The sequence below is a fragment of the Hungatella sp. SB206 genome (assembly GCF_051132295.1).
In the GTDB taxonomy this organism is placed as follows: domain Bacteria; phylum Bacillota; class Clostridia; order Lachnospirales; family Lachnospiraceae; genus Hungatella; species Hungatella effluvii.
Window position 1 is genome coordinate 5,489,685 of the sequence record NZ_CP096603.1, and the last position, 19,621, is coordinate 5,509,305.

Here is a 19,621-nt window from a genome sequence, read left to right on the forward strand (position 1 = left end):
TGCTTTCATCTATGGACATAATGTTGTATAATCAACCTTATAAATTTGAAGCAGCAAAAAAGATTCGGTTGTTTAGAATTGGTATGGGAGATAATATGACATTAAAAGAGCGGGCAAAGAAGTTAAAACAGGATATTCCAATTGTTTTTTTGAGTTTGAAAGATAAGGAGACGCCTATACTTGCAAAGATTTTTGCCGGTATCACAGTTGTATACGCTCTTTCGCCCATTGATTTGATTCCCGATTTTATTCCAATGATTGGATATCTCGATGATATTATTATTTTGCCTGCATTGATTCTATTAACGATTAAACTAATTCCTCAAAATGTGTGGGAAAGAAATACTGATATGGCAAAAGATATGTGGAAAGATGGGAAGCCTGAAAAATGGTATTATTCAATACCTATTATTCTGCTTTGGATTATAATATTATGGTTAATAATCCAATTATTTTGGCTTTAAGCCAATAAGCTGTCACTCACAGACAATAAACATATATTTGAGAAGATCGCCGAACAGCGGGTCAAACGGACACGCCATTGTGTCCGTTTGGCCCGCTGCCCCGCGAGAATAAACAGGTTAAATAAAAAGGTTTACATTCGAATTTTCCGCATCCCCCAAATACGTCGCCACACCGGCAAACTCCACGCCGTCGATGATTTCTTCCTTCCGGATTCCCATGACATCCATGGACATGGTGCACGCCACCAGCTTTACACCGTTTTTCATGGCCTGGTTCATCAGTTTTTCAAGGGAATCCACGTTTTTATCTGCCATGACCTTCTTCATCATTCTGGTTCCCATACCTCCCATGTTCATCTTAGAAAGCTTCAGCTTTCCGGCGCCCTGCGGCATCATGGCTCCGAACATCTTTTCAATCAGAGACTTCTCCACTTTGCGTTTCTCCGGTTTTCTTAAGATATTGAGCCCCCAAAAGGTAAAGAACATGGTGACCGGACTTCCCATGGCGACTGCGCCGTTGGCAATGATAAATGCAGCCAGCGCCTTATCCATATCGCCGTCAAATACTACCATCGTTTTTCCCTTAGGTGCGGGAAAAGCGGCGGGATTCGTCTCCTGTTCGGCGTCCCGGTTCTCCATTCCCTTACGGATCAGAACGATGCTCTCCTGCCCCTTCCGTTCTGTCCCCACCAGGGTGTTGCCGGTCTGTCTGCACCAGGATGCGATATCGCGGGAAAATCCCATATCTGTGGCGGAGACCTCCAGAATATCGCCATCTTCCATTTTACCGATCGATTCATGAACCTTCATGATCGGGCCTGGGCATTGAAGGCCGCAGCAGTCTACAATTTTCACGGATTTTCTCATCACTTCCCTCTCTTCCACCTGCTCTGCCACCTGTTTCCCCATCAGCGCTCCCTGATCCGGTTCTACCCGGTCCTTTTCCTCGAAATCGCGGTGATGCATGGACTTATAGAAGGAAATACCGCCTTCCAAAACCTTCACATTTTCAAATCCATTCTGTGAAAGGATTCTTGCCGCGTTATACGATCTGACTCCAATGGCGCAGTATACGACAATCTGCTTCTCCCGGTCCAGCTCTCCCAGGCGTTTCCGAAGCTGTCCCAGAGGAATGTGGTACGAACCCGGTATATGGTACACCATCCGCTCCACCTCTTCGGTTACGTCGAGGACCAGCGGACGATCTCCCTCCGTCCCAGAGGCTGATAGGCGGTCCAGATCGTCACAGCTCATAAATGATACGTAATGATTTAAAACATTTTCTGCTGTGAATCCCAGCATGTTGACTGGATCCTTGGCCGAAGAATAGGGCGGAGCGTAGGCCAGCTCCAGTTCCTCTAAATCGCTGACAGATCCTTTCATCCTCATGACCGAGGCAATGGTATCAATCCGCTTGTCGGCCCCATCCTGCCCCACGATCTGCGCGCCGTAAATCTCTCCGTTCATGCCAAATATCAGCTTCAGGATCAGGGAAACGGCTCCCGGATAGTAGCCCGCATGAGATTTCTGGTTAATCAGCACGGTTTCATAATCCGTCCCTTTCACCTTTCCCATGGATCTAAGCGTCTTTTCGTTCACGCCGGTGAGCGCCGCCGTATAGTCAAAGATTCTGGCGACCGAGGTTCCCATGGTTCCTTTGTATTCCTTCTCGTCTCCCACCAGAATATCGGCGCAGATTCTCGCTTCCTTGTTGGCCGGCCCCGCTAACGGAATCATCGTCTTTGTTCCGAGAACGTAGTGCTCCACCTCGATCACATCTCCCACTGCATAGACATGATCCGCAGAAGTTCTCAAATGAGAGTCCACCACAATGCCGCCGCGCGGATTTAAGGTAATCCCGGCCTCTTTCGCCAGGCTGCTGTTGGGGCGTACACCGATGGATAAAAGCACCATATCCGCTTCTACGGTTTTGCCGCTTCCCAGTCTGATGACCGTATGGCCGTTTTCCCGCTCAAACGAGGACACACCGTCTCCCAGAACCAGTCTGACACCGTTTGCGGTCAGATTCTCATGAAGCAGTTCCGCCATCTCAGGGTCGAGAGGCGCCATCACCTGGTTCTGCATCTCGATCAGCGTCACTTCCACCCCTGCATGGACCAGGTTTTCCGCCATCTCCAGGCCGATAAAGCCTCCTCCGATGACAGCGGCACGCCGCGGCTTCTTTTCCACCAGCACCTGCTTGATCTGATCCGTGTCCGGTATGGTCCACAGAGTGTGAATATCCGGTCCGTCAATCCCCGGAATAGACGGTACCAGCGGTGATGATCCTGTGGCTATGACAAGATCATCGTACGATTCCTCGTACGCCTCCCCTGTCTTCTTATCCTTGATTTCAACGGATTTTCTGTCTGTATGGATGGCCGTCACCTCGCTCGAAGTCCTCACATCGATATCGAACCGGGCTTTCATGACCTCCGGCTTCTGTAAAAGAAGGGAATCCCTGTTTTTTATCACATCGCCTATATAGTAAGGAAGTCCGCAGTTCGCGTAAGAGATGTACTCCCCGCGCTCCAGCAGAATGATCTGCCGCTTTTCATCACGCCTTCTTAAGCGGGCCGCCGTCGTGGCTCCGCCCGCCACACCTCCGATAATTACTGTTTTATTTCCCATCGCATGGTTCACCTCTCTGTATTTATCATGAGGTAATTATAGCGGGGATGAAAAATCATTTCCGTGATAAAGTCACATATCACCTTTTCTCCTGTGCTTCACTGTGCGATTCAACTCTCGAGTCAAAAACTCCGCCGCAAGCGGCGGGGTTTTTGACCCTCGCGGCAGTCGCCAAATGGAGGCGCCAGCGTGTCCGTTGGGCTCGTTGCTCGCGGGAATAAAGCAGCACACCGCCAATCGTCACGAATCCGCCTGCCACAGCCAGAATCGCCGGAATCTCGGCAAATAAAATCGCTGCAAATACGGCCGCCACCACCGGTTCACACAGCTTGGAGGCTGATACGAAGGACGGGGACAGGAATTTTAGACACCAGCTGAAAATACTGTGCCCAAGAAGCGTGGAAAATACCGCCAGTAAAAGTCCCACCACCACGGAAGCCGCGCCGTAACCCGTAAAGGAAAGGCCGCTGACCGCCGTGGAAATGCAGAGCGCCAGCGCACAGAACACGTATACAATATACGTATAAACGGTCGTAGACATATGCTTTCTCGCCTCTCTGCCGATCAGTGTATAGACAGCGGAGAACACGGCCGCCGCCAGAGCCAGCCCGTCGCCGGCCAAATGATTTCCGCCTGCGGAATAATCAGACAGTGCAATGAGCAGGCTTCCCGCTACCGTAACCGCAATACTTCCCACCGCGGTCTTTGAAAGCCGGCCTTTTAAGAACACGCAGAAGCCGAGTGCCACCCATATGACCTCGGTGCAGACGATCGCCGTGGAACTGGCTACCGACGTCTGGTTTAACGACTCGAACCAGGATGTAAAATGCAGTGCCAGGAAAATACCGCTGACCGCGCAGAGTGCCACCGTCTTCTTATCCGATCCCGCCAGTTCCCGCCTGATCTCCTTCTTTCCCAATACCACCGGTGTCATAAGCACCACCGTCCAGAGCAGCCGGTAAGCCGCTGTCACCACCGACGGTGCCTCCGAATATTTTACAAAGATCGCCGACAGGGATATGCCGATGATGCCGATCACAATCATAATCATGGGATGCTTCTCTAAAAACTTCATTTTTATTCTCCTTTGTATCAAACCGTATGCTTCTTACTACCTTAAACGGAATTCATGATTTCGTCAAGTATTGTATGGTCTTTCGCTGGTCTGCCGTCAACAAATCCGTGGCTTTTCTGCTCACATAAAAGGGGCTGAAATCAATAATAGATTTCAGCCCCACACCTGCAAACGGTTTCTATGTTAATTATCAAGATACATCTGCATCGGATAGGAAAGATACCGTAATTCTTCCAGCTTCTCCACCGTTACATATCCAGCCGGTGCATTTAATATAGTAGGAATTCTGTTGACCACAGTTGCACACGTATGCTCCACAGTTGCCGGTTTTGTTACATAGAATGTGGTATCCGGCTCACCGATGATCTTCCAGTCACACATATCTCCGTCATCTGGTCCGTAAACCTTGCCGATACACTGTGTCTCGATCACCGGTCCCTGGAAGGTTTCCGTGGTAACGACTGCGCTCATGCCGATGCAGTTGCCCTTCGGAATCGTCTTTCCAAGTGTTGCGGAATAAAGGTCGGTATCATAGAAATACGGTACACATTTCTGGCTCTGGGATTTGATGGTCCAGCCCATCTTGTTGCACAGCGCCTCGTTGGAGTTCCATACGTAAGCCGGTTCCAGAGTCGTCGGGTGTGCGATCTGGGCTTCAAACTCTTCCGGTGTGAGTCCTGCTCCGTGAGCTTCCGCCAGGGCCAGACCGTAATCTTCTACGTTATAGCTTACCGCGCCCTCGATCTTATCGATGCGGTGCACGCCGCCTGCTACACAGCCGATCATGTTGATCCAGTAAATATCCTGCATACCGGCACCTACGATGGTGCAGCCGTTTTCTTTTGCAAGCAGGTCCAGTTTATTGGTAATGGAGGAAGCGGTTGTCCACGGATAGATCGCTTCTTCACACGTAGTCACAACGTTAATGCCTCTGGAAACACACTTTTCAAAATGAGAATAACAGTCATCCATGAAACTGAAAAGCGTCACTACCGCGATATCAGCGTCGCACTCGTCTAAAACCGCATCCGCATCGTCTCTGATTGTCACACCAATCTTAAATCCCAGTTCTGCGAATTCGCCGACATCCATTCCAACTACTGCCGGATTCACGTCGATAGCACCTACGATTTCCGCGCCCTTCTCGTATAAATAACGCAGGATGTATTTTGCCATCTTGCCGCAGCCATACTGTACTACACGAATCTTCTCATAATTCATCATAAAAACGCTTCCTTTCTTATAAAAAGTCGACAGTTTCAGGGCCATGCCCCATTTGCTGTTTTTATTATAAAGCTTATATACGGTATCAGGTCAATTGAGCAGTATCACCAAATCGGATCTGGCTGAAATGCCGGATTCATGCGCAGTTTCCGCGGTCTTACCCCATACGGATGGGCACCTGGAGGCGCAGAAACATCCCGCGCTCCGTGTAATCCAGAGGCATTTCCACAATCACCTCGCAGATATAGTCTCCAGTCACGGTATAATGCTTCTCTTCGATCTCCGCCAGCAGCCGGTCGATGTACTCCTTTTCCTTCTCAAACCGGTCACAGTAGATGCAGAGATAGGGGCTGGGCGGGATCACCGTTATGAGTTCCTCGTCCACGTACTCCCGGTCTACAAACACGAATACCTCCGCGGAATAGAGACGCCGCTTCATGAAATTTTCTCTCCGCAGGATGGTACCCGCGTTGGCGAAGAAGAACGGCGAGATGGCGTGTGCAGCCATATCCTCTTTCAAATCCCGAAGAATCCGCTCATACTCGTCAATTTCATAGTCATAAAAGTTCACATTCGTGTTTTTTACGTACATCTGGCGCTTTGGAATATATTCCAGCACGATCGAACCGTCCGGCGGAGCCGCCTCATACCGCTCGTAACTGTCCAGAGTCCGCTCGATCGCCCTTTTCTGTAAATTCAGCTCCTCGATTCTGCGGTCGATGGCATCCCTGTTTTCCACCAGCAGCTGTTTTAATCGCCCGGTGTCCCATTTTTTCATATGGACCCGGATTTCCTTCAGCGGCATCCCCAGAGCCTTCATATACTGGATCATATCCAGCTGGGCGCTCTGGCGGATGTCATAATAGCGGTAGCCGTTTTTTTCGTCCCGTCCCAGAGGGGAAAGCAGGCCCTCCCGGTCGTAAAGCCGCAGCGTCTGCTCCGAAATATGGTTCATTCTGGCCATCTGGCCAATCGTCATTTTTTTCACATCCAGATTTGTCAGTTTTATCATTTTTCACAATCCTTATTTAAAAATTATGCCATAATCTATCTTTATTATACAAAATAAACCTTATACCTGCAATAATGTTTTTGATATTTTCCTGACAATCTCAATCATATCTATATCTGCATGGATCGGAATCCTAGTAACAGTTCAGCCTCCGGTCAGTCCGCCGGTTCTTTTCTCAGCTGCCATAAAGGAAACGGCGGCGACGCCAGCGGCCGCATTGCGATGGACAGGAGCAGCGTTGTGTTATCGGCGGCGGCCACCGGATCAGATGATAAGGTTCCACAGGATCGGCAGCGGTGAATGATCTCCCACTGTCCCTCCTCTCTCGCCCACACACCGACTGGCTCCAGAACACCTCTGCATAGCGATGTCCCATCTCCCTGCCGGTCCTCATCGGTGTGAACGCCGGACAGGCAGTCAGGACAATGCCTGCGTTTTTCTCCGTCCAGGTTCACTGGGGAGCCGCATACCTGACAGCGGCTGTTTGCCTTTGCTGCCGATTCTGCGCGTCTCGTTCCCTCTTCTTCCGCCTCGCCCGGCCGGCAGAGCGGCGCATGCAATGGCTTCATTGCAATCTCCATCAGCAGATACATGTTATCATCCGCGGCTATACGGTTCGAGCTTAGGGTTCCGCAGGATTTGCATTTGTGAATGACCGCCCATTCGCCGTTCTTTTTCACCCACACACTGACTGGCTCCATCATTCCCTTACAGAGCGACGCCCTGTCTCCCGGCAGGTTATCGGCATGAATGCTGGTCAGGCAGTGCGGACAGTGGTTGCGGTGGCTGCTTCCCGCGTCTTCCGGCGCGATCAGCCTTCCGCAGGCCCGGCAGGTAAATGTCTCCGTGCACGGTTCGATTCTGTAATCTGCGTTTCTTCCTGACTTCTGCATTTTCGAGATGCTCTTGTGCCACTGGCGTTTTTCCTTCAGATAGCCGGCCTTATCGTCGGCAAACCTCGCTTCCGTAAGCAGCTTCAAATAGCTTTCCCACCGTTTTGCAGGAAGCTCGCCGCTTTGGATGGCCGCCTTGACAGCACAGCCCGGTTCCCTTTGATGGCGGCAGTCATTGAATCTGCATCGCCCGAGATACTGTTCCACATCGGCGAAGCTCTGCTCCAGCCCTTCGCTGACATCCCACATGCCAAGTTCCCGCATCCCCGGTGTATCAATAATCATAGCTCCATTCTTTAAAAGGACCAGCTGCCGGCGGCTGGTCGTATGTCTGCCGCGCCCGTCTTTTTCCCGGATCGCTCCCGTCTCCATAATCGATTCTCCGGCAAGAGCATTGACCAGCGTCGACTTTCCCACCCCGGAGGAACCAAGGAAGACTGTGGTCCGGCCCGGCTTCATATATTTTGAAAGTTCGGAAATCCCCTGGCCGGTTTTCGCACTGACCGCATATACATCGACACCGGCTGCTATTTTTTCAGCCGCAAGTACATGGGCAGCGGGGTCTTTTACTTCGTCCGCCTTCGTGAGAATCACCGCAGGGGACGCTCCCGACTGCCACGCCAGTGTCAAATACCGCTCCAGCCTTCGCGGATTAAAATCCCGGTCCAAAGCCTGCATGATAAAGACATAATCAAAGTTCGCTGCAACGGCCTGTTCCCCGTATCCCGACGAGGACGGATCCAGACGCGCAAAATACGTCTTTCGCGGAAGCGTCTTTAATATCAGACTTTCACTGCCCTCCTGCCAGTTTACGAGCACAAAATCCCCTGCGGCGGGGACATTCTCATTACCGCCGTAGTATTCTCCCGTCTTTAAACGAGCCAGTCCCGTTCCCCTGTCACAGACGATTTCAAAATGGGAGCGGTGAACTGCCGTCACTCTGGCGGGAATTCCTGTCCCGCAGTCAATCGTATCCGCTTTCTGGTATCCATATTTTTCTATATTCATTTCTGTCAGCCTCCGTATTACTTCGTTTCTCATAAAAAAATCCATTCTCTCTCATTGTTTTTTCTCCTTCTGATGCTCATAACTTTCCTCAAAACAGACGCAAAAATCCCGCGGAAACAAACCTTCCAGTCTGTCTCCGCGGGATTATTCTGTCATGCCGCCCGTTTAAAAATGGGTACAAAAAAAGACACGCCAGACGTGTCCTGCAAAGCGCACAGCGCGACAGTATTCACGAAAGGTAGTGGATCACGCCACAAAGACACCGGTATTCTCTCCGGTTTCCTGCTGCGCTCCGCAGTATTCTGTTTTAGAGGAAAGCTGCCTTTTCTACCGATAACATACACTACACTCCTTCTAATCTTCTTTCATAAGAATTATTTTTTTATCATACATGATATAATGGGAAAAAGCAAGGACTTTTTTGATGTGCATCAAATGTTCATCAAATGTAAAAACTGTACTGCCCAAAACGTCAAGTCACATTCAAGTGCATACTTGCGTCTATAGTCCGGCTCCAGCCGCACATCGGTATATGGCGTCGGATAATCTATACTTTTTGGCGAATACCGCTTGTTGTGCGGCAAATCTAGCCGCATCCGCAGTATTCCGTCATGGCTCATCGCCTCCTCAATATTGACTGCGGTTTCACAGAGCACACCGACGCTTTCACCCACGCCGAGCATGGCGATTTCCGTTAGTAAACGGCGATATGTGATCGTATCGATCAAATCCGTGCGGAACGGTCTGATTGGGCTGTTCTCCATTTGGAGTGGAAACGGTACGTAATATCGGTTCCCGATTTTAACGTGTATCGGGTTTACCCCCTGTGTAATATCATTATAGTGGTTTAACGCGTCAGCCATCAGCTTTCTGTTTTCCGGCGTTCGCCACGCGCTTGTATATGCCAAAGTTTCCAGGTGATACTGGCACGGATAACAGGTATCAGCCTCAATATACGGATAATTGTATTTCGCCTTGCTTTTGCGCGTTTTCGTAATGTCATTGATGGATGAGAGCGGCAGTATTCTCTTAAAAGCTTCGAGCGAGGTGTTTTGAAACGGCTTAACGTATTCGTCGTCACCGTATCCCAGCATGGCTTGCATGGCAAAAATCAATGTCATCAGACAAAAGCCGCTGTTCAGTCCGTCAAAGCGGGTTTCATAACGGTGGACTTCCGGCGGGATATAGGAAAACTCCTCTCTTAAAGTGTCCTCGTCGCGCATGGCGGCGACAAAGTTTTTAACAAGCGGGTGGTCTTTGGGAACCGCGTAATAAGACAGAAGACGCGCCGCTGCTTCGCCGTCCTGCAAAGGCGTTTCGTGCAGCGTAACACCGCGCCAGTTATCCCAGCTGTGCATACCGCTTCCAATATAGCCGTCCGGTTTGGCATAGCCCTGCACGAGCCTGAAATGCGATGTCTGATAAATTTGCCCCAGCAGTTTTTCTTCTTCCGCCGCAGTTAAACCACATAAAATCTCCTTGCGCAGCCGGTACTGGATGACCGCTCCGGCATTTTCAAGAAGGAAGTCAATTGATTTGGACAGGTTCATCATGGGTTTCCTTTCATCACAAACGGCAAAGCATAATATATTCTTCTTCGTTTTGATCTACAATTTCAAATCCTGTTTTTTGATACATTCTTACAGCATAGTTTGCTTTTTGTACAGCAAGTGACGCTTGTTTATACCCTCTGTCTTTCAGAATACGAAGCATTTCTTTCATCAAAGCAGTACCTATTCCAAATCCTCAGACGGCGCCGACAGCCTTTTTATCAACTTCCGCAACCAAACCTATATCGTCTTTTTTCTTTCCAAAATCAGTTATATATATCTGCAATTCCGGCTGATTGATAATTGATTTGGGAGGTGCAGACATTCCCTCTGGCACAAAGACAGCTTCGTATAAAAAATCTTCAAGCAAGCTATCTTCTCCCTCTAATATTGGTCTAATTCTATAATCCATTATATACATGTTTTCCTGAAAGAAATGAACTTTATTTGATACTCCCCAAAAGTTTTGATTAAGCCATTCTTCCTGTTTTTCGATTTGGATTGGCTCCATTCTCAAGCAAAAGCTCTATAATTTCAAATTCTCAACGGTGATGTTTTTTGATATGGTTTCCCGATTTGCCGTTCTGCTCCCATCAAATACTCAGGCAATCCCATTCAACTCCTGATACAAGTCCTTCGCATAACTGTCCGTCATCCCGCACACATAATCGGTAACCAGCAGAAGTCTCAGATACAGCTTCTCCTCCTCGCTCTTCCCTTTCGAACAGATAAAATACAGCTTCTTGTAATTATCGGAAATGAGCGAGACCAGTTTCTCCTGTACCGCGCTCTGCTTTCTTCCCGTATCAAAATAAAGCACTGCATCCACGAACTTATCCAGGAGGAAATTGAAAATAGTCTCCGCCGCAATTTCCAGCTTCAGGATCGGTTTGGACACGAACGCATACCGGTAGGCGATCTCTCCCAGCGCCTCCATGAGAAGCTGCGCATCCGTACCCGCGGTCAGCTCCTTCTTATACGTTCCCGCCATAATCTCTTGATAATTGTTGGTAAAGCCTTCCGTGGCCCCGCCGATCATCTGCCCCTGCATGGTGACCACCCAGTTCTGGACCGCATATAAATCCGGGCGGCTGTAGCCCTTACTCACGGCACGGTTGTATTTGTCCGTCAGCCATGACACCATATCGCGGTACCGTTCATTCTGACACTCTTTTTTATACTCCGTCAGCTCCCGGACCAGCTGCTCGAAGGTCAGGCAGTTCTTCTTCACCGCATCCTCAATATCCGCGGTGGCATAGGCGATATCGTCGGCCGCCTCCAGAATAAATGCCAGCGGATGTCTGGCCCCGTTCGTCCCGCAGGAAGCCTGAATATCGTCAAATGCCTCCCGGTCAGCATAGAAATACCCCATCTTCTTCGTCTTGATGTTTCCGCTGTGCTTATCCACCTCCAGAGACGATCCCGGATACTTAATGATAGAAGCCAGAAGCGCCTTCGTTAAATTCATGCCGTGCTCGTCCACCAGGAAATGCAGCTTGGTCACCACCCGGAGCGCCTGGGTATTTCCCTCAAAATGATAGAAATCTTCCACCATCTGGCGGTTCAGCACCTCATCAAGCGGCCGCGCCTCCCTCTCTCCGCTCCTCTGAAAGCGCAGCTCGGGAAGTCTCCTCTTAAACCAATCCTGAATGGCGGTCTCTCCAAAGTGACCGAAAGGCGGATTTCCAATATCGTGAATCAGCCCGGCACACTGTAAAATATCGCACATGGCCAGTGCGTGCTCCGGCAGAAAGGACTCGTCCTTAATCACGGTCCGGATGCTGGCGGATATGTTCTGCCCCAAAGACTTTGCAAATGACGATACCTCCAGCGAATGTGTCAGTCTGGTCCTGATAAAGTCGCTGCGGTCCAGCGGAAATACCTGCGTCTTATCCTGCAGGCGACGAAATGACGCGCTTCCAATGATACGGTGGTAATCCTTTTCAAACTCCGTCCTTAAATCCGTTCCCGTCGGTCTCTTCACCAGGCTCCTGATTCTGTCCTCACATAACAGTGTGCTCCATTCCATGGTATACCTCCTAAAAAAATAGCCACCCGCCGGCAGGCTCAGTGACTATTTTTGTTGATTTTCCGTAACAGTTCAGACATCCGCCGTCTGAACTGTTACAATTTCCAACTTCATTTCACGTTTCCGAAATGAACCTTTTTCTGCACTTATTATAATCGTATACAGAATCAGCTGTCAACTCTATTTCAGGATTTTCCTGCCGCCCTTTCTTCCGCCGCACAGCGCGGAGTGCGCCTCCCCCGGAGTATTTTTATTACGCAGGCTGTACCTTACTATGAAATAAAAAAACGAGCGATGCCGCCGCCATGACCGCAACGGTTCCGGCTGCCGCCGGCCATGATATTTCCATGAGTTTCACCATGACCGGCGTTGCAAAGAACACCCCCGTGTAGTACAGCAGGTTTACAACCGCCATATAGTAGCCAACTGACTCCTTTCGCTTTGCGATGGCGGGCACCATGCAGAAGATGGAGGTCATCACAAGTCCGCCCGGGAATACAGCGCTGGCCAGCACATGAACCACGTACGTTCCGGGTGTCAGGATCAGCATGGTGAGTCCGGCAATAACGGTTCCCACGGCTCCAACCATGGCCGCACGGCAGGGATTTCCGGTCTTTTCCGCCAGAATTCCGCATACGATACAGGCCGGAATGCCAAACAGGCCATTCAGGCTGGAATAGAAGTTGGCCTTCTCCGGCGCCAGATGGTAGTAGCCGGTAAAAAGCAGCGGATAACAGGTGATAAATCCAAACAGGATAAACGCCATAAGCATCTGAGCCGCACCCAGGCTCATGAGACGCTTGTCCCGAAACGCTTCACGCACCATAGCTCCCGTGGAAGGCACGGCCGTATTACCGTCGTTCTCCCGGTTCCTGCTTCGGTCCGGAATTGGCTTTTCCTCCGGAGTCATAAACGCCAAAACCAGAATAAGATCCACAGCCGCCAGCGCCGCGCCGATCCACCACAGCGTCCTTACATTCCATCTCTTAACTACTATCAGAGCGCCGTTCAGTGTGATAAAATTACCTACTGCTGCAAACGTATTGAAAATTCCCGTGGCGGTTCCTGCGCCGCCGTGGGGAAACCAGGTGTTGATCAGATCGATGCCAACCATGATAATCATGGCGTAAGCCACACCTTCCAGCAGCCTTCCGGCCATCAGCAGGGGATAGGCCCCAGCCACGGCCCCCACTGCATTTCCGGCAAACAGACAGGCCATTAAAAGGAGCAGGAGACGATTTGCTCCCATCCGCTCCATCAGAGCCGCTCCGGGTATCGCCAGCACGATGCCGGCGACCGTGAAAAATGACATCAGTCCGGCGGCAGCGCCCATGGAGATGGAAAAGCCCTGGGCCACCTGCTCCATAACTGCCGAGACCTTTAGCTGGGACACGCTGACGGTCACGGCGCAGCACTGGAGGATCAGAAAACGAAACCATGGATTCTTCTTCATAGCCGCCTCCTAAAACCGGTAGATTCCGGTTTCACCGCCCAGAATATCAAGGGCGATCCTGCATGCCCCGTATGCCGCGTCCCGAACCGCCACAGTCACCGTCACATTAGAGTATTTCTCCAGAAACCGTTCCTTAAAGAGTTCAAAATGATACGGATTTTTCACGATAGCGCTCCCCCATGCTCCGACTGTGAACTCCGGTTCCCGCCAGATTTCAAGCTTCTGCACCACCGAATCCGCCAGTTCAAAGGTCAGCTCCGCCTCGGTGCGGGTGATTTCCCCGGCATTTTCATCGCCTTCCCGCAGTGCCTTCATCACGACCGGTCCCAGTTTTAAAAAGCCGGTGTTCTCCCGTTCGATTCTCTGGCAGATGCGGATTAAATCCTTGGGCCCGCTGATTCCAAGCTCCTGATTCAACAGGTCGTAGAGCAGCGTTCGCTCTTTCCTCCCATCCAGGACGCGGCTCATGTACTCCAGCGCTTTCAGATTCAGCCATGCGCCGGAGCCCTCGTCCCCGAAGATGCAGGGAGGCCATCCGCCGCTGCGCTCCGTCCTGCCGCCGCCATTTCGCCCAAATGCGATGGAGCCGGTTCCTGAGATCACTACGACGCCCGTTCCTCCGGTCACCGCATAGAGGGCCACCTCGGCATCATTGACACACAGGGCTGGACAGGAAAATCCCGGAAGCAGCCGGTAGATCTCCTCCACCTCCTGCCGGTCCTCTTCGCTGTCAATGCCGGTGGTCCCGCAGACGATCGCCCGGCAGTCCGCTTTCGCCAGCCCGGCCTGACCGATGCACCATTCCAAATTGTCCTGAATGGTGCGAACCGCCTCATTTCTGGAAAAACGGTACAGCCCCGCCGGATGCCCTTCGTACTCCGCCAGTTCCTTTCCGTCCATTCCCACCGCTTTCACGAGAAATTTTGTTCCCCCAGAGTCAATTCCTAATACGTAATCCATATCGTCACCTTATTTACCATTCCTGTATTTTGTTGGACAGAGCGCTGTATACTCGTCGTACAGGGGCGACCCATCCACGATGCCTAGATATCCCTGGACCACAGCGGCAAGGTACTGGGGAATCACCACGATTTCGAAGACTTCCGTATACATGGCTCCCGTCTTTCTGATCCTTAACGTCTTTTCGTCTGAATCCCCCTCCTCGTCGGTAATCAGGAAGGTGTATTCGGAGTACTTGCTCTGACACTCTGCCAGCCGCTTGAAACGCTCCCGTTCTCCCAGCTTTCCTGAGAGAAAGAGAAATGCTCCCGTGTGATCGTCCACCGCGAGGATCGGGCCGTGTAAATACTCCTCAAACTCATAGCTGAATGCGGGATATTTAATGGTTTCCAGAACCTTTAAGCAGCCTTCCTTTAATGCGGCCGCTCCCGTTCCATGGCCGATAAAGATGTATTTTTCAATCTCCTTAAGCTTCTCCTTATGATCGGCCGCCCATCCGGAAATGGCCTCCATATTATACCGCATATGGGATATCCCTGCTAAAAGTCCGGCGCGGACAGCAGCGTATCTCTCTTCCCCGATGATCCCGACGGCCCTCGCCGCCTCCATGGCCATCAAGTACAGGATCATGACCGACGCCGTATAGCCCACGGTCTTCGGTCCTACCGGCTCTTCCCCGCATCCGATAATCATGTGGTGAGGGCTTCGCGCCGCGATCTCACACGTCTCTTCCCCCGTAACCGTAATATACGGATATGCCGCCATCTCCTCCATCGCCTTTAAGGTGTTGGTCGAGGAACCGCCCTGAGACAGAAACACCAGCAGCGGCCGTTCTCCGCGGATATTATGTACGTAGGAAGACGGCATGGAAATCACATCGATATCCAGCATCTCTTTCATAAAGGAGACTGCCGTTTCCTCCGCATTTAAGGAAGTGCCGCTTCCCACCAGATATAAGTGGGTCGGGCTGACCTCCTTATACAGCTTTACGAAGTTCTCCGTAAGCGGCAGGCTGTTCTTTAAACACGCCTCCAGGACCTCCGGCTGTGTCTTCCAGTATTCTACAATATGCGCATTGCTCTCCATAATGGGTTTCTCCTTTATTAAATAAGATTAAGATCTTTTGCTTTTCTTAACGCCAGTATTTTGTTGTTCACATCCATTTTCTGGTAGATATTTTTGACGTGGTACCGCACCGTGGCGATGGAAATATAGATCTCACCGGCGATTTCCTCGTGGGTATAGCCCTCGTCCAGCAGCTTTAAAATCTCCAGCTCCCGGTCCGTCAGCGATACCTCGCAGGCGTGAAAAAGCTTCAGCTGGCTGCTGTACCGCCTGCAGGCCTCCAGCACCTCCCGGATATAGGGGTTCTCTTCCCGTTTTAACAGCGCCTCCAGCATCAGCCTGACATGGCCCGTATTCTCGGCAAAAGGCATGATGAGATGGTCTTTCTCCGCCAGCTTAAGCGCTTCTTTCAAGATCTCCCCGCCCCTGGGGCGGCTCTCTAAATAGCTCTTCGTCACAGACTCATAAATCATGAAATAAATCCGGATCAGATGGTACTGGAACGGCTTTAGGAAGGTGGAAAAGGATTCGCAGAGGGAGTCCAGTTCAATGTATTTTTTTCCCAGCAGGAGGCATTTTCCATAGACCACATAGAAAAATCCGGTTCCCTGAAAGAGGAAATTTCCCTTTTCGATATCCCCTTTCCTGATCCACTCCGGAATGCTGTCCACCCTTCCTAAGCATCCGTTAATATAGGCGCCGCACAAATCAAAGGTGGTGTTTAAAACCGGGTTGTTGGCCGCGATCACCTCGTCCTTTAACGTACTGTTCGAAAGGATCCGGTCCCTGCTGCTCCCCTGTATCAGATTCAGACGGTCCAGCACCAGCTTGGAAGAAATCATGATGCCCAGCTGCTCCGCCGCCTTCGCCTTAAAATACGCCTTATAGGCGTGAAGCTCCGCCTGCTCCCATGCTCCCGTCTCCAGCGCCGCTTCGGACGCAGCCAGGGAGTCGCAGCCAATTCCGCAGCCGTCGGTGGATTCCGCAAAGCTCATCCCCTGGGTGCAAAAGGCGTCCCGCACCTCCGCCACACTTCCCTGCTCCTTCACGTATCCCATCAGCATACAGGGAAGGCCGTAGGTAAATTCCGTCTCCTTGGTCACGATGCAGGAACAGCCGCCGCCGAAATATTCCGCGCCCTTTCTGGCATATTCCGCCATGACCGCAATGTCGTTAAAGGAAATCCGGCTCCGCACCATGCAGATTTCTCCCAAAACCATTTCCCGCATCTCATCCCTGCACTCAGAACCGCGGCAGTATTCCTCCAGCCGGTCGAGGCAGAGCTTTACCCGGGGAATATAGTTGCGCTTCCTGTCCATGGCACAGGCCAGCAGGTATTTTAAATAGGCGAACGGATACCGGTAGCACAGCTCCTTGCCGGCCTTTTCAAACACCTGGCGGATATTTCCGCTGCTCCAGATTCCCTTGTCGTTCTGGGTATCCTGGTTTAAAATGGAGAGAATCTCCTCCAGTTCTCCCGCCCGGTACAGGCATTCAAAGGCTTTGGAGTACTGGCCGTCGGCCAGCAGCCACTGCCCGCTCTTTCTGTAAACCTCCGTAAAATCCACCCGGTCGATCAGGGCGCGCTCGTAGATGTAGTCTCTTAATATATTTCTCAGCCGGTACGTGTGGCCGGGTTCATGAAAGACGAAAAATACACTCTTGCTGATGAGAATTTCGAAGGCGTCGTAAAGCTCCGAATTATCCAACACTGCGGCCGCCATGCGCTTCGTAAAGGATGACAGGACCGACAGCCGCCACAGAACCTCCTTTTCCGCCGGGCTTAAGTCATGGTAGAAGTTCTGTTCAATGATGTCATCGGCAGTGGCACTCTTGCCCACGGGAAGTCCCTGCTTGATTCCCTTTGCGGTGATATAAAGCATGGATTCCCATCCGTCGGTGATCTGGTAGACCCGCTCCCGTTCTTCCTCGCTCATCCGGCATTCCATGAAATCCAGGTACTGGAACACCTCTTCCCGGTTGAATTTTAAGGATTTCTCCGTGATAGTGAAGCACAGCTGCTTCTGGTATAAATCCGCCGCATCCAGTTTTGCCAGTTCCCTGGTGATAAGCACGATATGAAGGCCGGAAAGCCGCTCCCGGACGATAGCCTTTATCAGCTCAAACACGTTGTTTTCCTCAATCGTGTGAAAATCATCGAATACGAGAATCAGATGGTTTTTATAATCATAGTCCATGAGAACGTCTAAGAGCGCGTCGGTTTTAAAGCAGTCATAGGGAAATCCGATGGCAGAAAACCGCGCCGCCAGGTCCTCATTCACCTCGTTTAAGGCATCGCACAGCCTCGCCCACAAATAGTCGGCTTCCCCCTCCGAGCCTGCCAGGGAGACCCAGACGCAGTCCGCCTCAGTGGTGTCTAAATACTCCCGCACCGCCACAGTCTTTCCATATCCCATGGGGGCGTGAACGATGGAAAGAGGATACCGCTCGATATTCTCCATTTTCACTAATATTCGTTTGCGTTCAATATATTTGGAAGCCATATCATTTCACCCGTTTCAGTTTCCAGCCCATGGCATTTAAATACCAGCAGGCATGGGGAAGCCACTGCTCCGCCCATCTCCAGTTGTCGTCACATTCCGCGGTGGGGACCATGATAAATTCAAGCCCCTTGTCATCCGCTTCCCGCGACGTGATTCCGTTGCAGATTCCCCCCGGACTGTTCATGAAATCATACTGGTTCCGGAAGAAATACTGAATGTTGTTTCTGCCGAAGCCGTCGATCATACAGCTGTCAAAGGGATTGCATCCCATGATCCAGTCCAGCTGGTGCCCGGCAAACTTACGGAGCGCCCCCGACATTTCCCCCGCTTCCTTCTGCCAGGAAAAACGGAGTGCCGCCGCGGCCAGAGATGCGATTCTGGCATTTTCCCCCTGCCACCAGGGCGCCGCCTTCGTATCATGAGGAAAGAAGTACCGGCTGGTCTCTGTCTCCCCCATCTTCTGTGTAAATGCCGCGTATCCGAACGGTTTTCCGCTGATGGAAAGCACATGGACAAACGCCTGTGCCACCAGGTCCATCGCCTCTTTTCTCCGCATATCATCCGGTTCCAGACTGCCGTATTTCATCATGGCAATGAGAGGAAATCCCTCATCGGAAGGATGGAAATACAGTTCTCCCTCCCTGGCCGTGAACCAGACGCCCTGCTCCATAGCGACAGCACTGTCCTTCATCCCGCGGAAAAATCGTCTGCACGCCTCTAAGTATTTCTCAGAGCCCGTAGTCTCATACAGCTCGGCTGCCGCCGCCAGGGCACAGTACTGGTCCAGGAAATTCCAGGTTCCGTCGCTGGAATACTGTTCGTTGTGCTCCGTCATATACTGAAAGGACTCTTCCGCCGCCTGCAGATACCGGCCGCAGGGATACTCCCCCGAAGCACCGTTATGCCGGGCAGCGGAGGCCAATACCGCGGCCGCCAGTCCGGCTCCGCTTCGCATACACGTCTCATAATGCTTCTCTTCAATGGTCTCTGCTAAGTAGCTTTCATCCTCCTCATGCCCGCTGAACCGGAAATACTCATAGTCCACCGAACGGCACTGTTCCTCGGAAAACGCCTCCCCCCGGTCCACCGATCGGATAAATCCGCCGCCTTCGCGGTGAAGTCTCATCGCATAATCCGCGCCCCAGTACGCCTCGTCGAGAAGCTCCTTCTTTAAGATTCTGCAGTCTCTTAACTCCTCTTTTTCCATCCGGTCCGCAATATCGAAACAGACATAGGAAGGCAGAAGGGACTGCATGGGGTTATAGACAGCCGTGTGAGACAGCTGGGTCAGATGGATTCCAAAGTCACCGGTGGCGTCATACCAGCCTCCGTGTAAATCCAGAGTCCCCTCTCTCGCCCCCGTAAACGCCACGTTCCGGTCGGCCTTCAGCCACTCACCGGAAGACCGCTCCCCTTTTAGATAAGCTCTGGATGCATTCACCATGCGAAGGTTCAGGAAATCGCCGGTGACCGTGATGATCTCCGATCGAAATGCCTTCCCATCGGCATATCCGGCAAGCCGGTACGTCCCCTCCCGTCTGACATCGGAAAAGTCCAGGACGTAGTAGCAGCCCTCCGACCAGTCCGGAATCCGTTCCGGACTGCTCACCGCCACGTGATATCGTTCCCCGTTATCCGCTTCCAGCCAGGCGCTTATCTCCGCCGCCTCCTGTTCCAGCTCCAGAACCGCTGTTTTATAATCCGTCCCGTCGAATCCAATGTGATTGACAAATACTCTCATCCAAACTCTCCT

At 51.4% G+C, this 19,621-nt stretch carries 13 protein-coding genes and 1 pseudogene; 1 reads left to right on the forward strand and 13 read right to left on the reverse strand.

Annotated features, from left to right (window positions below; translation table 11 throughout):
- The first annotated feature begins 95 nt into the window (after nucleotides 1-95).
- On the forward strand, nucleotides 96-464 hold the full coding sequence (locus tag M1L66_RS24345; protein ID WP_187024082.1) for a YkvA family protein: 369 nt from the start codon (nucleotides 96-98) through the stop codon (nucleotides 462-464).
- Between the two features lie 117 nt (nucleotides 465-581).
- On the opposite strand, the gene M1L66_RS24350 is transcribed toward M1L66_RS24345, so the two are convergent.
- From M1L66_RS24350 to M1L66_RS24410, 13 genes and pseudogenes are all read right to left on the reverse strand, one after another.
- Nucleotides 582-3,095 carry an FAD-dependent oxidoreductase gene (locus M1L66_RS24350; protein WP_434688662.1) on the reverse strand — a complete coding sequence of 838 codons (2,514 nt, stop codon included), beginning with the start codon at nucleotides 3,093-3,095 and terminating at the stop codon, nucleotides 582-584.
- Nucleotides 3,096-3,174: 79 nt separating this feature from the next.
- A complete protein-coding gene (locus M1L66_RS24355) occupies nucleotides 3,175-4,170 on the reverse strand; it encodes a DMT family transporter (RefSeq protein WP_187024080.1) in 996 nt (331 codons plus the stop codon).
- A 183-nt stretch (nucleotides 4,171-4,353) separates the two neighbouring features.
- Nucleotides 4,354-5,394, reverse strand: a complete 1,041-nt coding sequence (locus tag M1L66_RS24360) for an NAD(P)H-dependent amine dehydrogenase family protein (protein ID WP_029466830.1) — start codon at nucleotides 5,392-5,394, stop codon at nucleotides 4,354-4,356.
- A 157-nt stretch (nucleotides 5,395-5,551) separates the two neighbouring features.
- Nucleotides 5,552-6,406: a MerR family transcriptional regulator gene (locus M1L66_RS24365; RefSeq protein ID WP_172683608.1), complete on the reverse strand. Its 855-nt coding sequence runs from the start codon at nucleotides 6,404-6,406 to the stop codon at nucleotides 5,552-5,554.
- 155 nt (nucleotides 6,407-6,561) lie between these two features.
- On the reverse strand, nucleotides 6,562-8,307 hold the full coding sequence (gene rsgA / locus M1L66_RS24370) for a ribosome small subunit-dependent GTPase A (RefSeq protein WP_434688663.1): 1,746 nt from the start codon (nucleotides 8,305-8,307) through the stop codon (nucleotides 6,562-6,564).
- 431 nt (nucleotides 8,308-8,738) lie between these two features.
- Nucleotides 8,739-9,860, reverse strand: coding sequence for a hypothetical protein (locus M1L66_RS24375; RefSeq protein ID WP_187024078.1), 1,122 nt, complete (start codon nucleotides 9,858-9,860; stop codon nucleotides 8,739-8,741).
- A gap of 13 nt (nucleotides 9,861-9,873) precedes the next feature.
- Nucleotides 9,874-10,269, reverse strand: a pseudogene (locus M1L66_RS24380) (GNAT family N-acetyltransferase).
- Nucleotides 10,270-10,458: 189 nt separating this feature from the next.
- On the reverse strand, nucleotides 10,459-11,886 hold the full coding sequence (locus tag M1L66_RS24385; protein ID WP_187024077.1) for a deoxyguanosinetriphosphate triphosphohydrolase: 1,428 nt from the start codon (nucleotides 11,884-11,886) through the stop codon (nucleotides 10,459-10,461).
- A 253-nt stretch (nucleotides 11,887-12,139) separates the two neighbouring features.
- Nucleotides 12,140-13,339 carry an MFS transporter gene (locus M1L66_RS24390; protein WP_434688664.1) on the reverse strand — a complete coding sequence of 400 codons (1,200 nt, stop codon included), beginning with the start codon at nucleotides 13,337-13,339 and terminating at the stop codon, nucleotides 12,140-12,142.
- Between the two features lie 9 nt (nucleotides 13,340-13,348).
- Complete coding sequence (locus M1L66_RS24395) at nucleotides 13,349-14,299, reverse strand: BadF/BadG/BcrA/BcrD ATPase family protein (RefSeq protein ID WP_002602589.1); 951 nt, start codon at nucleotides 14,297-14,299, stop codon at nucleotides 13,349-13,351.
- Between the two features lie 9 nt (nucleotides 14,300-14,308).
- Nucleotides 14,309-15,385, reverse strand: a complete 1,077-nt coding sequence (locus M1L66_RS24400; protein ID WP_320928677.1) for an SIS domain-containing protein — start codon at nucleotides 15,383-15,385, stop codon at nucleotides 14,309-14,311.
- 17 nt (nucleotides 15,386-15,402) lie between these two features.
- The gene (locus M1L66_RS24405) at nucleotides 15,403-17,868 is read right to left on the reverse strand and encodes a LuxR C-terminal-related transcriptional regulator (protein ID WP_434688665.1); all 2,466 of its coding nucleotides are present in this window, start codon (nucleotides 17,866-17,868) and stop codon (nucleotides 15,403-15,405) included.
- A gap of 1 nt (nucleotide 17,869) precedes the next feature.
- Nucleotides 17,870-19,609 carry a glycoside hydrolase family 9 protein gene (locus tag M1L66_RS24410; RefSeq protein WP_434688666.1) on the reverse strand — a complete coding sequence of 580 codons (1,740 nt, stop codon included), beginning with the start codon at nucleotides 19,607-19,609 and terminating at the stop codon, nucleotides 17,870-17,872.
- Nucleotides 19,610-19,621: the final 12 nt, after the last annotated feature.